Below are 20,253 nucleotides of genomic sequence, written 5' to 3'. Positions count from 1 at the left end.
GCCGATGACAGAGGACCGTCGCACGTCCATCAGACTCGGCTCCTGGATGAGCCTGGTAGTAGTGGTGCTGGTTATGGCGCCGTCGGCGTACAGGGCATTCAGCGGCACGGCCCATTGGGGTGATACAGCGATGCTCGTTGCCGGGACCGGCCTGGCTGCCTTTCACGTGGTCCGGCTGATCCGGCTGAGGCAGGCCCCAGTAGGTCCGCGGACGTACCAGGGGGATGCTCAGCAGTAGACGCTGACCTGGGGTGCGTTGCTGGTCCATACGTTGGTAGATCCGGGGACCCGGTATTGGGCTTCGATGGAGTAGGTCCACCAGCCGCCGCCGGCCGCGCCGTCCTGGAAGTATCCGCCGGGGGTGAGGTCAATGCTTGCGCGGGTGGCTCCGGAGGGGTCTTTGACGCGCAGGACGTAGTTGGTCGCTCGGGGGACGGTGCCGTGGCTGGTCACCGTGATCGCCAGCCGGTGCTTGCCGCTGTTGCCGATCGGGCTGCAGCTGGTGGTGACCTGGTTTCCTGCCGGGGCTGCCAAGACATGGGCGCTTGCCGTCATCGCACTGCTGGCACGGGCTGTGAAGACCGCGTGAGCGGCGGGGGCACCTGCCATGAGGCACGCCAGGAGGGCAGCGGCAGGCACGAGCCCGCGGCGCAACGTCCTGTGATCCCCCACTATGGTCCCTTTCCGGGTGACTGGCCGCGGGGCGCCGGATGATGTCGGGCGTTCCTGGGCAGCGGCCATCCCTTACCCTTCCGGACCAAGCTCAAGAAAGCCTCAAGGCTGCCTCTGGATGCCCTCAAAACGCACCTCTGGAAGAGTGATTCACGCCACCGGTAAGCGTCTGACCTGCGACGATATTCATTCTTGATGGAACCTTGATCCTATGTGTGGCCCCTCCTTGAGTCTGGGCCGGAAAGGTAATCCGAGGTCAGGCCAAGCAGTGCGCCTGACCTTTCTGCGGCCGGCCCACTGGGGGTGGGCCCGTCACACTAAAGGACCTCATATGGGCATCAGCATGAAAACCACCTCCGGCAAGATCCTCGCCTCCGTCGCCCTGGTCGGCACCGCAGCCGCCGTCGCAGGCATGGGCACCTACGGTGCCTTCAGCTCCAGCACCGCCGCGAACGCAGCCGTCACCGCCGGCACCGTTCAGATCGCCGTCGGCGCCCCCGGCGCGAACAACACCCTCAGCGTCCCGGTCGCAGGCGTCCTGCCGGGCGACACCGTCGAGAAGCTCGTCACCCTGGCCAACACCGGTGACTCCGACCTGAACGCCGTGACCCTCACCACCGATGCCGGCACCACGGCCTCCGTTCTGACCACTGATGCACTCAACGGGCTGCAGCTGACCATCGAAAACTGCAGCGTCGCCTGGACCGGCACCGCGGCCCCGTACAGCTGCACGGGCACCAAGTCCACCGTCCTGGCCTCCTCCCCGATCATTGGTGCCAACCGCGCGCTGGCCAACCTGACCGCCCTGACCGCTGCGAAGACCGACTACCTCAAGGTCTCGACCACGCTGGCGAAGTCCGCCTCGAACACCGCCCAGGGCGCGAGCAGCACCATCGGCTTCGACTTCACGGGCACCCAGCGCACCGAGACGGTCAAGTAAGACCCCTCCCGTCCCGGAACCCGAACCCCCAAGACCTGAAAGCCTGTCATGAGCACCGCAATGAAACTCGTCCGCACCCCCAATGTCATGGGCGAGGAGCGGCGCCGCGGCCAGGCTGTCAGCGTTTCCGGTTCCGGGCGGGCGGCCACCCTGGCACGGCGGGCGGTGTCGGTGGTGACGACGGCACTGTTCGTCGTGGCCCTCGCAGGGTTTCTTGCCCTCGCCGTCGGGCCCCGCGTCTTCGGGTACCAGACCATGACCATGCTCACCGGCTCCATGTCCCCGCTGATCAACCCGGGTGACATCGTTGTGACCACCCCTGTCCCCGCCAACGAGATCAGGGCCGGGGACATCATCACCTACCACATCCCCGTTGAGGACCAGCGGGTCGAAACCCACCGGGTAACAGAAGTGACTGGTAACCCTGACGGCAGCATCACGGTGCAGACAAAGGGGGACGCGAACAACGGCGTCGACCCGTGGCTCGCGACGATCAGTTCAGAGACGGTGGACCGGCACGCGGCCACCATTCCCCATGTCGGGGCCCTCATCCGCACCCTGCGGGAGCCGATCATCCTGAACACCCTCATGTACGGGGCGCCGGCCGTCCTCGTGGTCGGCATGCTCGCCAGCATCTGGAGCAAGAAACCCGACACGGACGAGCCGGAATCCACGGGGATGACCACAGGCAGCGATGCCTGAGCAGCACCCGCTGATCGTCCCCGCCGCGATCCTTGACCTCGCCGGGCAGCTGGACAGCCCTGCGGCAGCCCTGCGATTCCTGGGCGACTACCTCGGCATGCTTCAGGGGCGGCTCGGGCGGATCCTTATCGGCCTGCACGAGGAGGACCCGGACGTCTCGATGGACGCGATCCTGAGTCTGAAAATCTCCTCCGCCATGAACGGCGCACTGGCAGCAGCTTCCAGCTGCAGCTCTCTGGAAGCGCTGGTCCGTGGGGGCTGCTTCGAGCTCGCACGGACCGAAGCCCTCAAGCTGACCGCCATCGTCTCCCTGCTGACGGATGAGGCAGCCACCCTCCTGGGGCAGGCGCAGACCGTCCTTGCACTGGGTGGCCGGGCAGATGGCTTCTCGGAGTCCTGGGCCGCCTAAAGCGTGCGGATCACGATGAGCTTGTGGCCTTCCGGAACCGCGGCGTCCAGCGCCGCTTTCGCTTCCTCGTAGCTGCTTCCCTGGACGGTGACGCGGTCCTGGGCCCCGTCCGCGTCCTCAATGGTGCCTGTAATCTCCACCCGGAAAGTTTAGGCCAGGGGCTGCGCCGGGCCCCTGCAACCGCCAAGTGTTGCTGCTCACCGGAATCGGGTAGCTGTTACCCGGGCGCCACCCAGCAAGGGCCAGTACTTTGGCGTTAGGAGCCGGCGGCGAGAATGCCGTCTGAGACCGCGTGCATTCGCCCCCAGCCGCCGCCGGCCCCCACTACCCGGCGACCGGCTCCAGATGGAATTCGACCCGGTACTTCATGAACCGGATGTTCCGTGCCATCGACAGCGCCCGGCGGATTCGCAGGTCATCCTCTTGGGCGATGATGACACCCTCAACGCTTTGCCCCGGTTCGAGCAGGGCCTCCTGCACGAAGCCCATGTAGCGCTGGATCTGCCCGACGACGGCGTCGCTGGCCCGACCCCGCTTCAGTTCAACCACCAGCAGCCGGGTGCGGTCCTTGCTGATCGCCAGAATATCCATGGGCCCGGTATCGGAGGGGTACTGCTGGCCGACCGGCTGGCCGTCCTCCGTGTAGATGTCGTACTCACGGCCCAGTGACGTGCTGGCCCAGTTATGGACCAGGAAGTCCTCGAGCTGCTTCTCCATCTGGAACGCGAGCTGGTCCTCGACCTGGGCGGATATTGCCTGGGCGATCGGCTGGGCCGGGTCTGCCAGCTGGGTGAGCGTCGCAAGCTCGGCGGTGTGCGCGGTCAACTGGAAGACCGTCATCAGCGACCCGGCGGAGGACGCCAGAGTCGGGCTCATGTCGTCCCGGCTGAGTGAGCCCTTCCAGTCGACGGGCCGCCGGTGCGGCAGATCGGTGCCCGGGTGGTATTCGTAGCCGCCGGTCACAACCCCGTACTGGTAAGTGCGGTCCGGCTTCGGGGCCAGCACCAGGTCCCCTTCGTTGATGCCTTCGCAGGCGGCCCACAGGTTTCCCATCGCCAGGCCCGCGGCGATCCGGGACTTCTCCGGGTTCAGCTCCAGGAAGACACTGTTCATGGCGCCACGGAACACCTCGGCTCCGCCACCAAGATGAGGCCTGATGTCGTAGTCCCCGATGAAGTCGACACCCAGGTACCCCGCCTGAACCATCTCTTCGGCGTTCCTGCCGCCACGGCCCAGTCGGACCACCCATGCTGTCGTCATTGCTCTCCCCGATGTTGTGCCCGCAGCTCGCCGGCCGTTCTCTCCTTGAACGTATCCCATGCTGAGGCGGCGGAAGGAGCAGGCGGCAGACCTCGACGTACGTGTGCCGCCTCACATTCCGTTTGTCCCTCGGGTCGCTGCCCTCCCCGGCCGGGACCTGAGGCTAGCGTTGTCGGGTGCAAAAATCAGACACGTCCAAGCGGGCGGCCACGAGGCGGGTCCGTTTCGGTTTCTGCTTCATGGTGGCCCTGCTGGTCGTGGTCGCCTGCCGTGTTGTGGTGGTCCAGGGCTTCGACCCGGAAAGCTACGCGTCCAAAGCGGACGACAAGCGGACCCAGGTCTCCGTCCTCGCCTCCGAACGGGGGCAGATCCTGGACCGGAACGGCACCGTCCTGGCCCAGAGCATTGTCCGCTACGACATCGTGGGCGCACCGAACGTCAACACCGCCTTCGACACCTTCCGGCGGGTCAACGAGGACGGGTCCGCCGCCAAGGTCACCCGGGACGAGGGCCTGGCCGAGCTCGCTGACCTGCTGGACCAGCCCGAGGAGGACATCCGGGAGTCCCTCACCGGTGAGGGGAAGTTCGCCTACCTGGCCCGGTCCGTGGACCCCGGCCTGGAACGGGCCATCATGAAGCTTGCCATCCCCGGGGTGGAGTCCCGCCCGGTCAAGAAGCGCTCCTACCCGCAAGGGGCCGTGGCCGGCAGCATCGTTGGCTACACCAACGACGAAGGCGGGGCTGCCGGGCTGGAACTGACCATGAACGACGCCCTCGACGGGGTGGACGGTGAGAGGACGTACCAGATGGGCGCGGATGGCATCATCATCCCCACCGCCCCGCTGACGGTCACCCCGGCCACGAACGGCCGGTCCGTGAAGCTCACGATCGACACCGACCTGCAGTACACGGCCCAGCAGGCCATCGAAAACCAGGTGGCCAGGCTCAACGCCGACTGGGCGAACATCATCGTCGTCGAAGCCAAGACCGGTAAGGTCCGGGCCATGGCCGAGACCGACTCCGTGGACCCGAACGACCCCGGAGGAACTGCGGTGGCCAGCCGCGGGGTGCGGTCCATCCAGGCGGCCCTCGAACCCGGCTCCACGGACAAGGCGATCACGGCGGCCGCCGCCATTGAGGAAGGGCTCATCGCCCCCGAATCCCGACTGGTCGTCCCTCCCGGGTACACCGTGAACGGCCAATTCTTCAAGGACTCCTTCGAACACGGGACCGAGCACCGGACCTTCGCCGGCATCATCGGGGCCTCCATGAACACCGGCACCGTCATGGTGGGCGAAAGGCTGACCAAGCAGCAGCGCTACGACTACCTGCGGAAGTTCGGCATCGGGGAGAAGACCGGCATCCCGCTGCCCGGTGAATCCTCCGGGCTGCTCGCCTCGCCCGAGTACTGGGACGGCCGGCAGGAGTTCGCGGTCCTCTTCGGCCAGGGCGTCTCCCAGACCCCGCTGCAGACGACCATGGCGTTCCAGGCGATTGCCAACGACGGCGTGCTGCTCAAGCCCCAGCTGATCGAGTCCTACCTGGACCCGGACGGGACCGAGCACCCCGTGGCCGCCGAGGCCGGCAGCCGGGCCGTCAGCGAATCGACGGCCCAGAAGACCAGGGACATCCTCGAAAGCGTCGTCACCGCCGGCGGGGCCAAAGACATCAAGGTCTCCGGTTACCGGGTCGGCGGGAAGACCGGGACCGCGGAGGCCGTGGCCGACAACGGCGGCGGCTTCGACGGGTACACCGCCTCCTTCGTGGGCATGGCGCCCATGGATGACCCGCAGTACGTCGTGATGGTCAACGTCCACCGGCCCCAGGGCGACATCTACGGGATCTCGACCGCACCGGTGTTCAACAACGTCATGAGCCGGGTGCTCACCACGTTCAACGTCCCGCCCTCCACCACTCCCCCGGTCGCGCTGCCGCAGGAGTACTGAAAGCCCGCGCTAGGCTCGATACGAACACCACCAATGGGGGAATACTCGTGAACTACGCTCCGCAATTCGGCGTCCTGGCCGTGCTCTACGTCCTCGTCATGGCAGTCCTGACCGGCCTGGCCATTTACGTCCTGATCCTGGTCATCACGTTCCTTCGGCTAAGGATTGCCGAGATGCGGCGAGCAGCCCCTCCCGCGGGTGACTCCCGGCGCCCATGACACGGTCACGGCGGACGGCCCCGGACGCAGAATTCGTCCTCATGTACCGGAAGGGCCTCCCGGCCTCGAAGATCGCGACCATCACCCGCGCAGCCGAGACCACCGTCCGCTACCACCTGCAGCTGGCCGTCAGATCAGACCCCGGGCTTCGGGACGAACACCAGGCCGCGCTGGCCGCCCCCGCACCCAGAATCACGCAGGCCGGGCTCCGGAACCTCGCCGACGTCCTCGCCTTCCACCAGACAGAGGGACGGCTGCCCACGACCGGCGGGAAGGCCGCCAAGGAGCGGGCCCTCGGGGCGTGGCTGCTGCACCGCCGCCAGGAGTCCGCCGCGGGGACCCTCTCCCCCACCTACCGTGACGGGCTGGCCGCCATTACCGGCTGGGACAGCCCCTCCACCCGCAAAGCCGACGACGAGGCACGCTGGCAGCTGCGACTCAAGGACCTGCAGACCTTGCGGGCCGCAGGCGGCGACTGGCCCCGGCACGCCAAGACCAATGACCTGCAGGAACGCACCCTGGGCATGTGGCTGCACGGTCAGCGGATGAGCCGGCGCGCCGGCAGGATGGACCCAGCCAAAGAAAAGCTCCTGGACGAGCTCCTGCCGGGGTGGCGTGAAGGTCGTGGCCACCGGGGTGGCCGGAGGACGGCTTCTAGCCGGGCTGGTTAGACGCAGCAAGCCGCTCTGTGAGCCAGCCCAGCTGCTGGCCGATGCCCATACCCTTCATAGGGATCTCGTACGCCCAGACTCCTCGGTAGAGGGGCACCCTGTACTGCTCTCCGGCCAGGGCAATCAGCTTCACGTCCTCCAGACCGACAAGCTCTTCGGTCAGCTTCGCGGACAGGACGTACCAACGGTCGCAGGAGAGCTCGGCGTAGGCGGAGGCCTTCTTGAACAACTACAAAGCAGCCGCGTCGTTGTGCCGTCTCTTAAAACCGTTTCCGCAAGGAGGGCTCCGGTGGATGATCGGGACCTGGACCGGCGTTTTGGAGCCCACCTATTAAAGGTGCGGTTAAGGGAGCCGGAGAAGACGCACCCTGCCGTGGCTCGTTCTGCTCTGCTGAACCACCAACGCGGATCATCTACCCGCCTTCCCAGAACTTTCGCCCCCCGTTACCACCCACAGGGGACGCTTTCCTTTCTTCCCACTCCCCCAGGTCAGGCAGAAGTTGAGGGAGTAGGAAATAAGAGCTTGGAAGGCTTAGAGTCTCTCTGGCCCGCTGTTGAGAACCGTCGCAACGTCGACAGGCACACCCGAAAGTCGAGCTGCGCCCCTTCCGTACCTGCCGGTATTCAGGAGGCGTCCTTTCTCGTTCCTACGGCGAATATGCTGTGAGGCGAGCCCCTCGTCCCACACAGAGGCCCATCCCGAGCCCGTTCCCTGGCCGTGCTGGATCAGAGATGGGAAGGCTGCCTGGGCCTTCGAGAACGCCGACATCGGATCGAACAGGATGACTTTCTGGCCCTTCACGGTGACCACGGTTCCGATGGTCGGACCGACCGGACGCAGGGTGCCGTCGCTGCCTCCGGTCTTCCATCCCAGCCGGTCGTTCATCAGCCCCTCCCCCTCTTCGTTGCCTACGATGGGCGGACGGGTCGGGTCGTCGCCGGAGATGACGTGGGCGAGTCCGGTGGCCAGCAGGGAGTGCAGGGCGCGGATCAGGGAGGCTCCCGGAGCAGACTGCTGGTTCTCTGCGTGGGCGTCGGCCACGAGGCGAATGACGCTGTCGCACAGGCCGCCGATGGCGAACTGGTCGATGAACTCCGGCTCCATGCCCAGGTCGATGGCCATCTCCTCCAGCACCGCCAGGGTCAGCAGTACGTCCGAGGCCAGGGTGGAGGTGCGTTCCAGTGAGCCGGTTGAGGCACCCAGCTCGCGCATGACCGCGGTCACCGAGTGCTTCATGTTCGCCCGAACCTGCTGCAGGTGGGTCATGTAGCCGGCCCAGCCTCCGCGGTAGTTCATGGCCACGTGGCGGATGTAGCGCAGGACGTGGCTGGTGAACCGTGCCTGAGTCCCGTCCTCGTGGGCCATGGTGATGATCCTGTCCGTCTTCTCACGGTCCGAGTGCAGCTTTCCCTTGCCAATGAAGACCGGGATCAGGCGCTCCTTCACCGACGGGGTGATCAGCTCGTTCTCGGCTGTGATGATGAGCTGGGCGATCGGCTTGTTGACCTTGCGGGAGGTCATGTCCGCGTTCATGCGGCCCTTGGTGGCGTTGTTGAAGATCGCACGGGTAATGTCGGTAATCTTTGCGTCCTCGGCCTCGGCCTGGCGCTTCAGTGTCGACGGTGCCAGGTCATCGATCACCCAGATGGGAGTGTGCGCGATGGCGTTCTCGGTGTACGCCTGGGTGTCCTTGGCCGAACCGGGCAGCATGTCCTGCCAAGCCGATTTGCGCCGGGCCCAGAAGTACATGCGCGCCTGCGCGGAGTAGGACTTACCAGTGCCTTTCGGGCCCCAGAAGAACAGGGTGGACTTGGGCCGCAACGGGACCGTGGGGCGGAGCCCGCCGGCCAGGACAAGAACAGCGGCGGACTCGTCCGTCCAGGCCCCCGAGGTGATGTAGGCGTCCATGACGGCGCGGAAGTCCTTCTCCACGATCGCCTTGTACTCATCATCGTCCCAGCTGCCGTCGAGGCGGTCGGTGCCAACGCCGTAGCTGCCCGCCACCGGCAGGGCCTCCTTGTCGATGCCGGATACAGCGGTAGAGCCGAACCCGGCGTCGCCGACGACCTGGTCGTTGATGACGTAGGCCGGGTAATCGTTCTCCACCGGGACCCACCCCATCTGCATCCAGCGAGTCCTGGACACACGCTCATCGCGCTTGTGCCTCTTGATGCCCGCCAGCCACGCCTCACCCTTGGCCGCGCGCGGCGGCCAGGACGGGTGCAGCAGCAGATCTCTGGGAATCGTGGCGCCCTGCCGGATCCAGTCGGCCGGCGGGAAGTTCAGGATCGTCTGCGGGCCGGTGATGACCGCCGTTCCGTCCACGCCATGTCGGCTCCAGCTGACCTCAACCTCAACCATCCTGTCCTCGACGTCGACACTCACGTTCGGGTTGAACACACCGGTGAGCATTTCCTCATCTGTGGGCTGGCGGCGGACTTCCATGGACAGGATGCGTCCGCCCAGGTCGACCCTTTCCTGCCAGACGTAGCGGGAGACCTGGTCGCCGGGGCCGTCGTTGATCGGGACGCACTCCTCGACCGAATGCCCGCCCGGGGAGACCCGGAAGGCGCCAGGCTTCTCGTCGGCGTTGCGCGCCGGAGCGGGCGGCATGTTGACGGTCAGCTGCTTGAGCAGCATGTTCCAGTCGCCGGACTCGGCCAGGTAGTCATCCACGCCGGCCTTGGCCATGGAGCCGTTATCCCCGGAGGTCACGGTCGGGTTCAGGAACTTGATGAGCTTCATCTTGGACTTCTCGTCCAGCTGCTCGTAGAGCTTCTTGGCCGCGGCATGGACGAACGGGTTGATTTCCAGGTCCGCGTCGAAGGCAATCCAGCCTTCACGGCCCTTGAGGTCGATCTCGCGCCAGTCCACCGCGTGCTGGTGGGCGTTGTTGATCCCCGCGATGGAGACGATGAGGACGCGGCCCTCCTCAGGGATGGCGTTCATCAGGGAGCGGACCTTCTCGACCGGATCGAAAGACCCGTCGAATTCCAGGTCTGTCCATGAGACACCTGTTGAGCGCAGGTAGGCGGAAATGGCGGAGTCGCCCTTGAGCATGCCTTCGGCGAACATGACGACCGGGGTTGTGTCGATCCAGTCGATCGGGGTGCCGGGGTGCAGATCCAGTGGCGTGCCGGTGTTGGACTTGAACTCGTACTTGATCGGCTTGCCATGCTCGTTGTCTTCGGGCTTGGCAGGGCGGATCTGGTAGGTGAAGGGTTCGACCTTCTCGTTGCGGCGGTGGGCGGACTGCAGGTCGGCCACGGAGTACCAGGGCATCTGCATGCCGTCGCTGGCTTCGCCGACGATGCAGCGTTTGAGCCGCTTCCCCTGCTTGGTGGCAAGGCTCATGTCCATCTTCTTCATCTCGGTGGTGAAGTTGGTGGAGTCGATGCGCAGGTAGCCGCGGGCGGCCGCGATCAGCGGGGCAACACCTGAGTCAGCCAGCTTCTTGGCGCCGGAGCCGGTGATGAACGCGGAGTAGTCCTCTGCCGTCCAGTTGGGGGTGTCGGGCAGGGCTCTCAAGGTCCTACCTGCCGGTTCGAAAGTAGTTAGAGCGTATTCAGGGCCTTCATTCGCGGCGGGCTCTTCGGGTCGAAGGTTCGAGTCGTTGTGGTCGGTGGCATGCGTCATGTTTAGTTCTATGCAGCATTAGTCGCCACGGCGGTCATGAAGGCAGCGGTGCCATACGACGGGGCGTGCAGTCGTCGAAAGAGCTGAAGGCGGAGGAATTCGTCTCTAAGGCGGCAGCACTTTTTAGCCTGTCGTCCTAGCCGCACAGCCTGGTGTTTCATCATGCTCAAGCCGTGCCCAGCGCTACCTACCGAGACCGACCGGGCAGTGGGTACAAAATTGCGTGAAAAAACAGCGCCATTTCAGGGAAGCAGGCTCTATCTATCTATCTATACCTACTTACCTACCTTAAAACACACACATATACAGGGGGCCACCGTGTTTGTGTTCTGCTCCTCATCAACAAGACAACACATCGTCGTCCTCATGGAAGGGTTGTTACCCGGTCGGTTTGGTAGGTAACACCCGTTCGTCGGCGCTGAAATCGCCTAGAAGCCGCGGTATCTGGGGAGCTAACCTGTACCCACCGGTGGTCGGTAAAAGCTAGAGAACCGGTCGGCTCCCCGTGGAATTCTTGGGTACCGTGACAGGACTGTGTCTCAGTCGTCTTCACCAGCAGGTGAGGAGTTAGGGTTGCCAGCCTGACGGCGGGAAGCTTGAGCAACCTGTCGGTTACGGACGCCCGAGCCTTCAGCGCCACGGATACTCTCCATGTTCGCATCAAGGGCCGCGGGTCGCGCCATAAGGTCGATCCGACGCTGCAGTTCGGCTGCGGGCTGTGTCGACTACCGGATTTCCGACAACATCTGCGATGATCCAGGCGACGGCCCAGCGGACCGGCATGGGCGGCCGGGACGAATCGTGGAGTATCAAACTGCCGTAGCCACGTTAGCTGAGGCATTGAAAGCTGCCGAGGACGCTGCGGGCGTACATAAGCGCTGGTTCGCGACAGATGTCCCGGCAAATGTGGGTGACGCCGCTTCATAGCCACCGGCCCTGCGCGGGCAACCATATCGTGGGATGTCATCTCGCTACTAATTCCATGGGACCCATTTGAAAAGGCTCGCCGTCACGGCTGTCCTGTCCGCCTCCCTGCGCATCGGATGCGGGGGCTCACCGGCCGGATCGCCGACTATAACCGCAACCGTGACGGCGACTGTCACCACGACGGCCGATGCCGTCAAGGCCACGCCCAAGGCTGCCCCCACTCCGTCTGTCATGAAGACCAGCGGCGACTACGGCGCCGACCTAGCGGCCGCTGGTGTGGTCCCGGACAGTGTGACCAGATCTTCAGGCTTCATGGAGGAGAAACTCTGCGATGCCCTGCTCACCACGCGTAAGCCCTTCGACTACACCGAATTTTTAAAGTCAGTGCGTACCATCGCATCAACGGCCCCTGGCGACATCGCCACTGTCCGGCTCTCCGTCTCCTGCTTCTGTCCGGAACGCATAGCCTTGGCTGAAGAAGCCCTTCTCTACCACGGTTACACCAAGTAGCTCAGACAGCTTCACCACGAGGAGCTGATCCCACTCGGTGATGTAGCTGGGCGATTTGAAGCTCCGTTTCATCGACCAGTCCGGCGCCGTAGTCATGCCTGCCGGCAAAAGCCAGCGGAATATCGGCCGTCGCTATCCATTACCCAGAGCGGCTTGCCGATATGGCCGTCCCTGTCACCGGTGGCGAACACTGACGGCTGGGGTCTTCACGTGCACGATCTCGGATAGATAGTTGCACGCAGGCATCCAGGTCGCGAGGTCTGAGTCGCCCTTGGCCGAGCTGCTGGGCCCGTCCACGGCGCGGAGGTTGATGGGGTCGTTGGCGAAAGCAGCGCGGGTCTTCTCGTCCCACTGCTGGGCGCCCTTCTGCCATGCCTCGCTCAGGGGAACCAGGTGATCGATCTGGACGGCGCTGGAGGTCTTCTCACCGCGGACGAACTCGATGGTCTTGCCGGTGTACGGGTCGTTCAGCGTCCCCGCCACGACCACGCAGTCGCTTCCGGCCTTGAAGACGACATCGGTCAGGGCTTCTTTGAGTTCATCGTTGGTGTCGCAGCCGTTACGGTCGACGTCGGCCCAGGTCTGGCCAAACTGTTCGCGGCTGTACCCGGTCTTCGGGGCACGGCCTTTGATCTCGATAGTGGCCAGTTCCGCCTGTGCTGCAGCAGCTCCTGAAGCGGCTGCCGGCGGGACCTGAACCGTCTCAGAAGTCCTAGGACTTGGTGAGACACCTTCAACGGCCTTTTCAGCCTGGGTCTGCACCTCCTTGAAGCCCTGGGCCAGGGTCCCTGTCGAGGTGCAACCAGTGAGGGTTGCCCCGGTCAGCAGCAGGGCGATGGTCAGGAGGGAGACGCGGTTCTTCATGAGCCTCATGTGTACGGAGTCCGGCATAACTGTCAGCGGCCCCGGCTAGGGTGGACCACCCCTGGTCCAAGGTGGTCCACACAGTGGTCCAGGCTCTGGTCCAAAGTGGTCCACAGCTGGTCCGCGGGTGGTCCAGGCCGGCCCACAGCCTACTGGATGTGTGGACCAGAACGGTCCTAGACTGAGCGTCCCGCGTGGTTCAGGGGATGCGCTGCTGACGGTGTGTGAGGGAGAACGTAACTGATGAGAAGCTCGAGAATTGAACCCGACAGCCGGACGATGACGATGGCGTCAATGGCCCTGGTGGGAGTCCTGGCAGTAGCCAGCTTCACCCTGTCGTTCCAGGGCCTAATCCAGGCCGCCGAATGGGCGGGCATTGCCCCCCAGCTGCGGTGGCTGGTGCCCATCGTGGTGGACTCCACCATCCTGGTGTACGCCGTCGCAGCCTCCGTTCAGCGTGCCCGCGGCGAATCGCCCCTTTTGTCCTGGTGCGCCGTGGGTTTCTTCACCGCCGTATCGGTCGCGGCGAACGCCGCCCACGTCCTGGCACCCGGGGGTGTTCCGGTGCCCATCAGCGGGACCGTCATCTTCGGAGCCTTCCTTGCCGCCATCATGCCGGTCAGTCTGTTCTTCGCCACAGAGACGACGGTGCAGCTGGCCGTCGCTCCCCCGGTCGGGTCGGTGTCCCAGCGGCGCAAGCGCGCACTGGCCCGGCTGGTCCAGGAACGCGGTGGACCAGAGAACGTGGACCAGTTTAGGGCACTTCCTGGACCAGCCGCGGGGCATCGCGGACCAGCGACTGGACCGGTCCGTGGACCACTTGTGGACCACCCTTCTGGACCACCCCGGACCAAGGCCGATGTGAAGCCTGAGCGCATTCTGGAACTGGCCGAGCAGAAGCTCTCCCAGCGCGCCATCGCCCAGCAGCTGGGAACCTCAAAGTCGACTGTGGCGCGTGTTCTCGCCGAGCATGCCGACGGCAGCCGGGAATCCTCAACGAAAGTCGCGGCACTGTCTTAGGGCAGGGTTCTACGGCGGGCCCCTTCCGGCACAAGGGCGTGCTCTCGACGGCTTTCGAGGTAACGCTAGGATGCCAATTTCGTCTTGCTTAGTCCGGCAGATGTTGTCTCACCGTTCCCGGCGCCGGTCTCCGGGCCCCCGACCGTGACCTCGGTGTCGGAGGGTAGAAATGGGGACCTTTAGCCGGAGCACCATTGATGTGGGCGGATGAGCCCACGGTGAAGACAGACGGAACGTTCCTCCAGGCTCGGAATCTGACTCAGATAGCGGCAAGGGAACGCTCTGACTCTCAGGCAATCTGCGCGGCGCCAAAGATCATCGGCCAGGAGGGTGCGGGGATTTGCGGTGACTTAGCACCATTCGTGCGGAGGGGCGCGAGATAGTCCCAATGGTAATTACGCATTTATGTTGGTTCCGCTACGAATGTGAAATGGGGTCAACTCTGCGGCATCCGGAGCCTGGTGCGAATGACGCAGACCCAGCGGCTGAGTGGACGCCCGCCAATCTTCCGGCGGCGCTTGAGGTAGGAGTGCGGCGTGCCTGTAGCTCTGATGTCCATAGATGCTGGCCAGCAGCGGCGCCGTGTCGAGCTCATCTGTGACTCGCTGGCTCCGGGAGTGGACGTCATGAGCACGTAAATCACAGCCCCGACTGCGTGCAGCGAGGTACGCGACGACGAGGTCATCGTAGTCTGGGTCGAGAAGACCCGCGGTTAGCTCAGCGTGGCCAGGTAGCGCTGCACGACGTCGTCCTTGATGCGTCCTCGGGAGTTGACCGGCACGCCATTCTCTTCCGCCCAGCGCCGGATTGCATTGGTGTCGACCCCTGCGGCCGTGGTACTTCTTGCCGCAGCCGGTGCAGTCGCCCGGCTTCCGCCCGTGCGGCGCCCGGCGTCCACGCAGCGTCCCAGGATGCCGCGCAGCTCGTCGGCGTTCTGCTCGGTCAGGTCAATCTCGTAGTCCGCCCCGTCTAGGCCAAAGCGGACGGTTTCGGTCGCCTCGGATCCGTCGAGGTCGTCAATCAGTACAATCACAGTGCGTGTAGCCATCCGACGATACTAACCATCGTGCCTGCTCAGAGCCGGGTGCAACGCTGGATAGCGCGCACATGATCCAGTGGCGGGCCCTTCGTGGCCGCCGTCATCGCGGCAGTCTTATGGGCGTGGGCGGAGCCCCGGGATGATAGACACGAAGGACCGTCCCCTTGTAACAGCCGGCTACGCTCCGGATGATCTACCCTACGACGGTAGCCGCGGCCGAAGCCATGTTCACCGCAGCCGAGGCCGACGGCGTCATCATCACTTTGGTCAGTGGGTACCGTTCGTTCGCCACCCAGGCCCTGATCCATGACCGCTTCGTTGCCGACCTCGGACTCCCGGCAGCGGAGGCTGTCAGCGCACCGCCCGGCCACTCCGAACACCAGACCGGATGGGCGATGGACATTGGTGACGGCAGCGGAGCGTGCAGCTTCACGACCTGCTTCGCGGACCAGCCGGCAGCAACTTGGGCTGCAGCCAACGCTCACCGGTTCGGCTTCATCGTCCGCTACCCGGCAGGGTCCGAACAGATCACCGGCTACTCGTACGAGCCCTGGCATCTCCGCTTCGTCGGCGTCGAGGCAGCGGCCGACATCGCGGCCCGCCGCATCACCCTGGAGGATTTCCTCGAAGCGCCCAGGTAGCGACACCGCCCAGTCGTCAGGGGGTCGGAGCTTCGACCCCTCCCGCGCCGTCCTCAGCGAACACTTCGACCGCGATCAGATGTGTCTCCGTCAGTCCCTGGTCCGGCGCCGGCATCTCCAGCAGCACGGGCTGGTGATGACTGTGGGCCCACATCCTGGCGTCGGGCCCGAGCACGTCATCGATCCACACGACCGAGTCCCAGTCGGCTTCACCTGCGGCTTCCATTCGAGTCAGCCACCGTGCCACGGACCGCAGCTTCGGTGTCGGCTCACGGTCATCCGCTTCGCGCATCAGCAGCGTCACCCGCAGCGGTTCCACCTCGAGGTCCAGCTGCGCTTCAAGGTCGGCAGTGAAGTCCGCCGGCCACGTCGACACCCACGCGATCCGACCGCTCCTTGCCAGGCGCCGCACCAGGGCTTTTTTCTCGCAGGAGAGCAGTGGGTCAGGGCGGACAGAACCCGGCCGAGATCGGAGCGCCGGGTTGAGCACGCCGTCGATGTCGAGCAGGATGATCGGCTTCATACGAGCAAGCTACATCATGGGCACGGCACTGAACACGACCATCACCGAGAAGAGCAGACCGAAGATCGCGATGGCGTACCCGATGGCGAGGGACGCGCGCGCGAGTTGCCGGCCCTGGCCGCCGCTGAGGTTGATCTGGTTGAGCGCGACATGACCGGCACCGACGGCGAAGACCGCCAGGACGGTGAGGCCCGCGAAGAAGAATCCGGCCACCGCGACGAGGGCGCAGGCCAGTGACACGACCGCCATCCGGTTGTACCCGGCCGCCGCCGGTGAAGCTGCTGCTGACATTCCCATGAGTCCCCCAACCCTGATCGTTTCGGTGAGTCTACTCCGCGGCCCCCACCCGGCGGCCGACCGGCGGTAGCCGCCACCCCCGACCCCGCCTGCTCCGCCGGCCGGCTCCCCCGACGCGCAGCGTTCGGGCGGGCGATAGCCCCAGTGCTGTCGGCGGTGAGTGAGCCTGGTCGGTGCCGGTCCTGCCGGTGCGCAGGGTCGGGGCTTGGCATATTAAGAGGGGCTCAGGCGCTGCGCGCCTTCGCCCGGACCCTTCAAGTTTCCCGTCCCGTTGTCCTTCTCGTTCGTCACCCTGTTCGTCGTCTTTTTGTTGACCTCTTGGCCGCTGCGCGGCCTGGCTGCTCGTTGGCGCGGGGCGCCGGGCTGAGCGAGGACCTGGGCGCTGCGCGCCCTGGTCCGGTGCGGGGCCCGCCCGCCTGGTGCCGGCGTCGCTGCGCTCCTTGGGGCACCCGGCTGGGCTGCCTTCTGTGGTGGTCTGGCCTTTCCCTGCGGGGCTAGGCGGCTGCGCCGCCCGTGACGTTGGGCTGGTCGTTGGCTGCTCGTTTCCCCTGGGGTTTCTGGTTGGCTGGTTAGGCGCTGCGCGCCGGGGAGTTGGCCCGAGGGGATGGCGTCTCGTGTCACGGTGCGTTGTCTGCTCGTTCCCCTGTGAGTGGTCCCGGTCCGGCTGCCGCCGGCCCTTTCCCTTCCCGTTGGGCTGTTCGTTGTCGGTCCGTTGACCTGCTGCTTCGCAGCGGGGCTTCTCATGAGATGGCCTGCCTGCAAGGACGAGGGCTTCGCCCTGGAGCCGGACTTCGTCCGTCCGGGGGACTATTCGTTGGCCGCACGGATCGTGTACCGTCTCGTGCCACGCCGAGATGCCTTTGGCTCCTCCTCGCTGCTCGCGCAGCGCGCTCCCCTCATCGATGACTTGACGCTTCCGCTCGTCGTTACCCCTGACTTCCCGGGGCGCAGCCCCTAACACCACGAGCCTCCTTGACGAAAGGCGCTGACGTCTCCACGACGTCGCCGCGCGCAGCGCTTCACAACCGGCTCGCTGACAGCCGAGGCTGGGAGATGACTGGCTCATCCTGGGGCGAAGCCCCTTTCCTGGCGGCCGCAGGCTGACGGGCAGGGACGGATGTCCCGCCGGATTGGGGGTCGGCCGGAGGGCCATGATGGGTCAGGCCAAGGGCGGAGCCCGGCCACCGAATGGGACGAAGGCCAGCGGCCCGCAGGGCTGCTCCTCTGCGAGGGATGCCGCACACTAGGAAGTACAGGCGGGATCCGAGAAGATGAGGGCTCCTATCCTCCACAACCTACACGTGGGAGAGGCCCGAAGCCGGGCAAAACCCTGGATCCTGGCTTCCCGTGTTTTGGGGCTTTTGCATTCTTAAGTGCGAAATCTGAAAAGCCGAAAATCCGGGGTATGGGGTTTCTCAGCGGCAGGGGCCGATTCTACGCATGACCCAGGGCATGGACCTTCGGATTTTCAGGCTCGCCCGCGCAGGCGGCATCGATACCAACCCGACCACCTTCACGCAGCGGGCGGGTACTTTCGCTTCGGCCGTAGCCCAAAACGGTGCAGCGACCTTGCTCACCCGGCGCGAGGCCACCGGCCTTCACGGCTACGTCATCATGGACCCCAAAACGATGGCCGCCAACGCCCCAGTACACCTGGCCCACACCGTCGGCGCCCGCGCTGAAGAGGCCGAACTGCCCACCGATCTGGCCGACTTCTTCGTTCCAGCCGTGTCGATACGCGCAGCGCCCGACAAAGAGTAGAAGCACCCGGGCTTTCACCCTCGCCCAAGAGCAGTCCCTCGCGGACATTCTGGAGCTGACGTCCTCGACGATTACCGTGGACATTTTTCGGCGGGCCCGCACGGGCACGCACCTTCGCATTGAGTTCCGTCGGGTGTACGACCTGATCGTTGCCGCGCTCGAGGACGGTGGCTTCACCCCTGACGACATGCCGGGGTACGTTGCGTTCGCCATCGATAGCATCCGGGTCGGGCCAAGGCACCGCCTTCCGCACCGAACGACTCACCAGCGCCCAGACTCTTTTCCGCGACGCCCAGCGACAGGAAGAAGCCATCGCCACTCTCCGCACCGACCCGAAGGATGCCCGTGCCGTCGCCTGACACCCTCGTCCAGTCCATCGTACTGATGATCGACAAGGACGCCCCGCCCACGCACCTGGATGCCGTCAAGGCAGCCGCCGGCCGCCTCCGTTGACGCCATTGCCGAAGACTGCCTGGGCACCGCGGACGGTTCCCGCCCCGAGGTGTGGCGGCAGTGGCTGTCCGGCCCATTCACCAAGACGGTCCGCCGTGCCAATCCAAAGCAGTGGGCCAAACTGCCGGAGCCCACTGGGGAAGCCGCGCGCGGGAAAGCCCGAGCCGTCGAGTACCGGCCAACCTCCTACGACAACCTGGATAAGGCCATCAGCCGGCTGCAGGTCTCGGGGACTGACCCAGCCCCAGCTGCCGAAGAGTCCCCGCTGCGCCACTCGCCGGTATTGGTCCTCAATGCCTCCCTTGGCACGACGACCGGGAAGGCCTCAGCCCAGGCAGCTCATGCCCTGATGGCCTACTGGCTCAAGCTCGACCGGGAGACGGAGCGCACCTGAGCACTCTCCGGCAGCCCCTCAAGTATTATCGAAGTCGACGCCCACCGGTTTGCCGCGGCCGCTGCCTCAGCGGTGAAAGGCACCCTGATCCGGGACAACGGCCTGGCCGAGATCGCCCCGGGCGGTGCCACCGGCCTGGTTCTCGAATCGGTCGACGATCTACCCTGACTAGCGCTTCCCTGTTGACTCGTAGAGGTAGCCCCCGAGCTTGTCTTGGACCCTATCGGCCAAAGGGGAGTTGATGGTCCAGTTCACCCCGACCAGCACCGTCATCTCCATGGACTCACCCATGGCTCGGTAGCGCTTCATCTGCTTCTCTCTGTCATCCTTGGACGAGTACGTGGCCAAGACGATGTTCTCGCTGCAGTCTGCTGCGGACATCGAATCCAGCATCCCGTCGTGTCTGTCCCACTGCGGACAATCCAGCCCGGCGTTGACCATCGCATCGCGCAATTCGACCACCGACGCATAGCTTCCGCCGTCTACACGCGGTGTTGCCGTCGTCTGGGGAGACGGTGCTGCATCCCGAGGAAGGGGCGCGGCATTGACCTGGACGCACCCCGACAGCACCAGCATGCAGAGTAGTGGGCCGCCGGCCGCTGTGAACGCCCTCACGAGTTTCCCCATGTCATTCCCCCTCATCACGAATGCCCTGATCCTATTGTTCAAGGACTGCATGACAGACCATCCTTTCGGGATATTGTGCATACCTTGAGACTGGAGTCTCGGCAGACCCTGAGCGGCTTACTCGTCCCCGGCGGTCCGGAAGACCGTGCCGCACACCTTTTTCTGCAGCGCTTCCGGGTCGGAGGTGTCGATGGTTCAGTTCACTCCGACGAGCCGTTCCAGCTTGCATCTCGCCGATGACCTTCCAGGCCGCCAGCTGCTTGTCCAGTTGCGACTCACTGGAGTACGTCGCCAGCCCGATCGAGTCGTTGCAGCTGGCCGACGACGCCGCCTAGGTCGCCTTGTTGTGCAGGTCCCAGTCCGGACATTACAGGCCGCCTTCTCGGCAGCCTCACGTACTTCCTCGATGGTTCCGTAGCTGCCGCCGTCCGCCGGCGGTTTTGTCTCCTGCCGGGCTGCGGTCATGAAGTTTCCGAGCCCGCGCATGCACTCAGCAACACGGACAGGGCGAGGTCTACAGCACCGGCTGCATAGGTCTTGATGTTCAACAAATCCCATGTGATTCTTGTCCGGCATCGCGCCGAAACCGATCGATCATAACCAGCGGGAAGAGCCAGTCCCCGCACCGCACCATGATGACGTGCCGGCATTCGGCGACTACCAATAAGCGAGGTGCATTGACCGGGCCGGGCATAATATACACTGGCTGGCCACGCTGTTGGCGCAGCCCTGCCCCGGGACG

At 65.1% G+C, this 20,253-nt stretch carries 23 protein-coding genes and 1 pseudogene; 13 read left to right on the top strand and 11 right to left on the bottom strand.

Annotated features, from left to right (window positions below; all coding sequences use genetic code 11):
• Nucleotides 1-4: 4 nt before the first annotated feature.
• Nucleotides 5-238: a hypothetical protein gene (locus NFU08_RS11645; protein ID WP_251423419.1), complete on the top strand. Its 234-nt coding sequence runs from the start codon at nucleotides 5-7 to the stop codon at nucleotides 236-238.
• On the opposite strand, the gene NFU08_RS11640 is transcribed toward NFU08_RS11645, so the two are convergent.
• The gene (locus tag NFU08_RS11640; RefSeq protein WP_251423416.1) at nucleotides 229-672 is read right to left on the bottom strand and encodes a hypothetical protein; all 444 of its coding nucleotides are present in this window, start codon (nucleotides 670-672) and stop codon (nucleotides 229-231) included. The genes NFU08_RS11645 and NFU08_RS11640 overlap by 10 nt on opposite strands.
• Before the next feature lie 331 nt (nucleotides 673-1,003).
• Here NFU08_RS11640 and NFU08_RS11635 point away from each other — a divergent pair, with 331 nt between their 5' ends.
• From NFU08_RS11635 to NFU08_RS11625, 3 genes are read left to right on the top strand one after another with little or no spacing between them, the layout of a single operon-like run.
• Nucleotides 1,004-1,612: a CalY family protein gene (locus NFU08_RS11635; RefSeq protein WP_251423413.1), complete on the top strand. Its 609-nt coding sequence runs from the start codon at nucleotides 1,004-1,006 to the stop codon at nucleotides 1,610-1,612.
• 48 nt (nucleotides 1,613-1,660) lie between these two features.
• Nucleotides 1,661-2,314: a signal peptidase I gene (locus NFU08_RS11630; protein WP_251423408.1), complete on the top strand. Its 654-nt coding sequence runs from the start codon at nucleotides 1,661-1,663 to the stop codon at nucleotides 2,312-2,314.
• Nucleotides 2,307-2,723 carry an Hpt domain-containing protein gene (locus NFU08_RS11625; protein ID WP_251423406.1) on the top strand — a complete coding sequence of 139 codons (417 nt, stop codon included), beginning with the start codon at nucleotides 2,307-2,309 and terminating at the stop codon, nucleotides 2,721-2,723. Before NFU08_RS11630 ends, NFU08_RS11625 begins: the two co-directional genes overlap by 8 nt.
• Here NFU08_RS11625 and NFU08_RS11620 read toward each other — a convergent pair.
• Together NFU08_RS11620 and NFU08_RS11615 are read right to left on the bottom strand one after the other, a co-directional pair.
• Entirely contained in the window at nucleotides 2,720-2,863 is a 144-nt protein-coding gene (locus tag NFU08_RS11620) for a hypothetical protein (protein WP_251423403.1), read from the bottom strand. The two genes, NFU08_RS11625 and NFU08_RS11620, sit on opposite strands and share 4 nt — an antisense overlap.
• Nucleotides 2,864-3,047: 184 nt before the next feature.
• Nucleotides 3,048-3,983, bottom strand: a complete 936-nt coding sequence (locus NFU08_RS11615; protein WP_251423400.1) for an endonuclease NucS domain-containing protein — start codon at nucleotides 3,981-3,983, stop codon at nucleotides 3,048-3,050.
• 176 nt (nucleotides 3,984-4,159) lie between these two features.
• Here NFU08_RS11615 and NFU08_RS11610 point away from each other — a divergent pair, with 176 nt between their 5' ends.
• Genes NFU08_RS11610 through NFU08_RS11600 form a run of 3 tightly spaced genes read left to right on the top strand, consistent with a single transcriptional unit; the run spans nucleotide 4,160 to nucleotide 6,818 of the window.
• A complete protein-coding gene (locus tag NFU08_RS11610) occupies nucleotides 4,160-5,929 on the top strand; it encodes a penicillin-binding protein 2 (RefSeq protein WP_397425688.1) in 1,770 nt (589 codons plus the stop codon).
• A gap of 47 nt (nucleotides 5,930-5,976) precedes the next feature.
• Nucleotides 5,977-6,147 carry a hypothetical protein gene (locus tag NFU08_RS11605; RefSeq protein ID WP_251423397.1) on the top strand — a complete coding sequence of 57 codons (171 nt, stop codon included), beginning with the start codon at nucleotides 5,977-5,979 and terminating at the stop codon, nucleotides 6,145-6,147.
• On the top strand, nucleotides 6,144-6,818 hold the full coding sequence (locus NFU08_RS11600; RefSeq protein ID WP_251423394.1) for a helicase associated domain-containing protein: 675 nt from the start codon (nucleotides 6,144-6,146) through the stop codon (nucleotides 6,816-6,818). The genes NFU08_RS11605 and NFU08_RS11600 overlap by 4 nt, the downstream gene beginning before the upstream one ends.
• Here the strand turns inward: NFU08_RS11600 and NFU08_RS11595 are convergent.
• Both NFU08_RS11595 and NFU08_RS11590 read right to left on the bottom strand, forming a co-directional pair.
• A complete protein-coding gene (locus NFU08_RS11595) occupies nucleotides 6,802-7,047 on the bottom strand; it encodes a DUF6884 domain-containing protein (RefSeq protein ID WP_251423391.1) in 246 nt (81 codons plus the stop codon). The genes NFU08_RS11600 and NFU08_RS11595 overlap by 17 nt on opposite strands.
• Nucleotides 7,048-7,350: 303 nt before the next feature.
• Nucleotides 7,351-10,347 carry a hypothetical protein gene (locus tag NFU08_RS11590; RefSeq protein ID WP_251423388.1) on the bottom strand — a complete coding sequence of 999 codons (2,997 nt, stop codon included), beginning with the start codon at nucleotides 10,345-10,347 and terminating at the stop codon, nucleotides 7,351-7,353.
• 1,194 nt (nucleotides 10,348-11,541) lie between these two features.
• Here NFU08_RS11590 and NFU08_RS11585 point away from each other — a divergent pair.
• A complete protein-coding gene (locus NFU08_RS11585) occupies nucleotides 11,542-11,892 on the top strand; it encodes a hypothetical protein (protein ID WP_251423383.1) in 351 nt (116 codons plus the stop codon).
• 24 nt (nucleotides 11,893-11,916) lie between these two features.
• On the opposite strand, the pseudogene NFU08_RS21015 reads toward NFU08_RS11585, so the two are convergent.
• Together NFU08_RS21015 and NFU08_RS11580 are read right to left on the bottom strand one after the other, a co-directional pair.
• A pseudogene (locus tag NFU08_RS21015) lies at nucleotides 11,917-11,988 on the bottom strand (DUF4113 domain-containing protein); the annotation flags it as partial.
• A gap of 78 nt (nucleotides 11,989-12,066) precedes the next feature.
• Entirely contained in the window at nucleotides 12,067-12,756 is a 690-nt protein-coding gene (locus NFU08_RS11580; protein WP_251423379.1) for an HNH endonuclease family protein, read from the bottom strand.
• A 279-nt stretch (nucleotides 12,757-13,035) separates the two neighbouring features.
• Between NFU08_RS11580 and NFU08_RS11575 the strand changes: the two genes are divergently transcribed.
• Nucleotides 13,036-13,776 carry a DUF2637 domain-containing protein gene (locus NFU08_RS11575; RefSeq protein ID WP_251423376.1) on the top strand — a complete coding sequence of 247 codons (741 nt, stop codon included), beginning with the start codon at nucleotides 13,036-13,038 and terminating at the stop codon, nucleotides 13,774-13,776.
• A 712-nt stretch (nucleotides 13,777-14,488) separates the two neighbouring features.
• On the opposite strand, the gene NFU08_RS11570 is transcribed toward NFU08_RS11575, so the two are convergent.
• The gene (locus NFU08_RS11570; protein ID WP_251423373.1) at nucleotides 14,489-14,824 is read right to left on the bottom strand and encodes an Lsr2 family protein; all 336 of its coding nucleotides are present in this window, start codon (nucleotides 14,822-14,824) and stop codon (nucleotides 14,489-14,491) included.
• Nucleotides 14,825-15,003: 179 nt separating this feature from the next.
• Between NFU08_RS11570 and NFU08_RS11565 the strand changes: the two genes are divergently transcribed.
• Entirely contained in the window at nucleotides 15,004-15,456 is a 453-nt protein-coding gene (locus tag NFU08_RS11565; protein ID WP_309296838.1) for a D-alanyl-D-alanine carboxypeptidase family protein, read from the top strand.
• A 16-nt stretch (nucleotides 15,457-15,472) separates the two neighbouring features.
• Here the strand turns inward: NFU08_RS11565 and NFU08_RS11560 are convergent, their stop codons facing one another.
• The gene (locus NFU08_RS11560; protein ID WP_251423371.1) at nucleotides 15,473-15,979 is read right to left on the bottom strand and encodes an HAD domain-containing protein; all 507 of its coding nucleotides are present in this window, start codon (nucleotides 15,977-15,979) and stop codon (nucleotides 15,473-15,475) included.
• Nucleotides 15,980-15,988: 9 nt separating this feature from the next.
• The gene (locus tag NFU08_RS11555) at nucleotides 15,989-16,270 is read right to left on the bottom strand and encodes a hypothetical protein (protein WP_251423367.1); all 282 of its coding nucleotides are present in this window, start codon (nucleotides 16,268-16,270) and stop codon (nucleotides 15,989-15,991) included.
• A gap of 748 nt (nucleotides 16,271-17,018) precedes the next feature.
• Here NFU08_RS11555 and NFU08_RS11550 point away from each other — a divergent pair.
• From NFU08_RS11550 to NFU08_RS11540, 3 genes are all read left to right on the top strand, one after another.
• Nucleotides 17,019-17,234, top strand: a complete 216-nt coding sequence (locus NFU08_RS11550) for a hypothetical protein (protein WP_251423364.1) — start codon at nucleotides 17,019-17,021, stop codon at nucleotides 17,232-17,234.
• Between the two features lie 482 nt (nucleotides 17,235-17,716).
• The gene (locus NFU08_RS11545) at nucleotides 17,717-18,037 is read left to right on the top strand and encodes a hypothetical protein (RefSeq protein WP_251423361.1); all 321 of its coding nucleotides are present in this window, start codon (nucleotides 17,717-17,719) and stop codon (nucleotides 18,035-18,037) included.
• 418 nt (nucleotides 18,038-18,455) lie between these two features.
• Nucleotides 18,456-18,884 carry a peptidyl-tRNA hydrolase gene (locus tag NFU08_RS11540; RefSeq protein ID WP_251423358.1) on the top strand — a complete coding sequence of 143 codons (429 nt, stop codon included), beginning with the start codon at nucleotides 18,456-18,458 and terminating at the stop codon, nucleotides 18,882-18,884.
• 168 nt (nucleotides 18,885-19,052) lie between these two features.
• Here the strand turns inward: NFU08_RS11540 and NFU08_RS11535 are convergent, their stop codons facing one another.
• Nucleotides 19,053-19,562 (bottom strand): hypothetical protein, encoded by a 510-nt coding sequence (locus NFU08_RS11535; RefSeq protein WP_251423355.1) that lies wholly within the window; start codon nucleotides 19,560-19,562, stop codon nucleotides 19,053-19,055.
• Between the last annotated feature and the right edge of the window lie 691 nt (nucleotides 19,563-20,253).

The sequence above is a fragment of the Pseudarthrobacter sp. NCCP-2145 genome (assembly GCF_023708005.1).
GTDB lineage: Bacteria > Actinomycetota > Actinomycetes > Actinomycetales > Micrococcaceae > Arthrobacter > Arthrobacter oxydans.
Note: the sequence above shows the minus strand (reverse complement) of the source record. Positions and strands in the feature narration are given on the sequence as shown.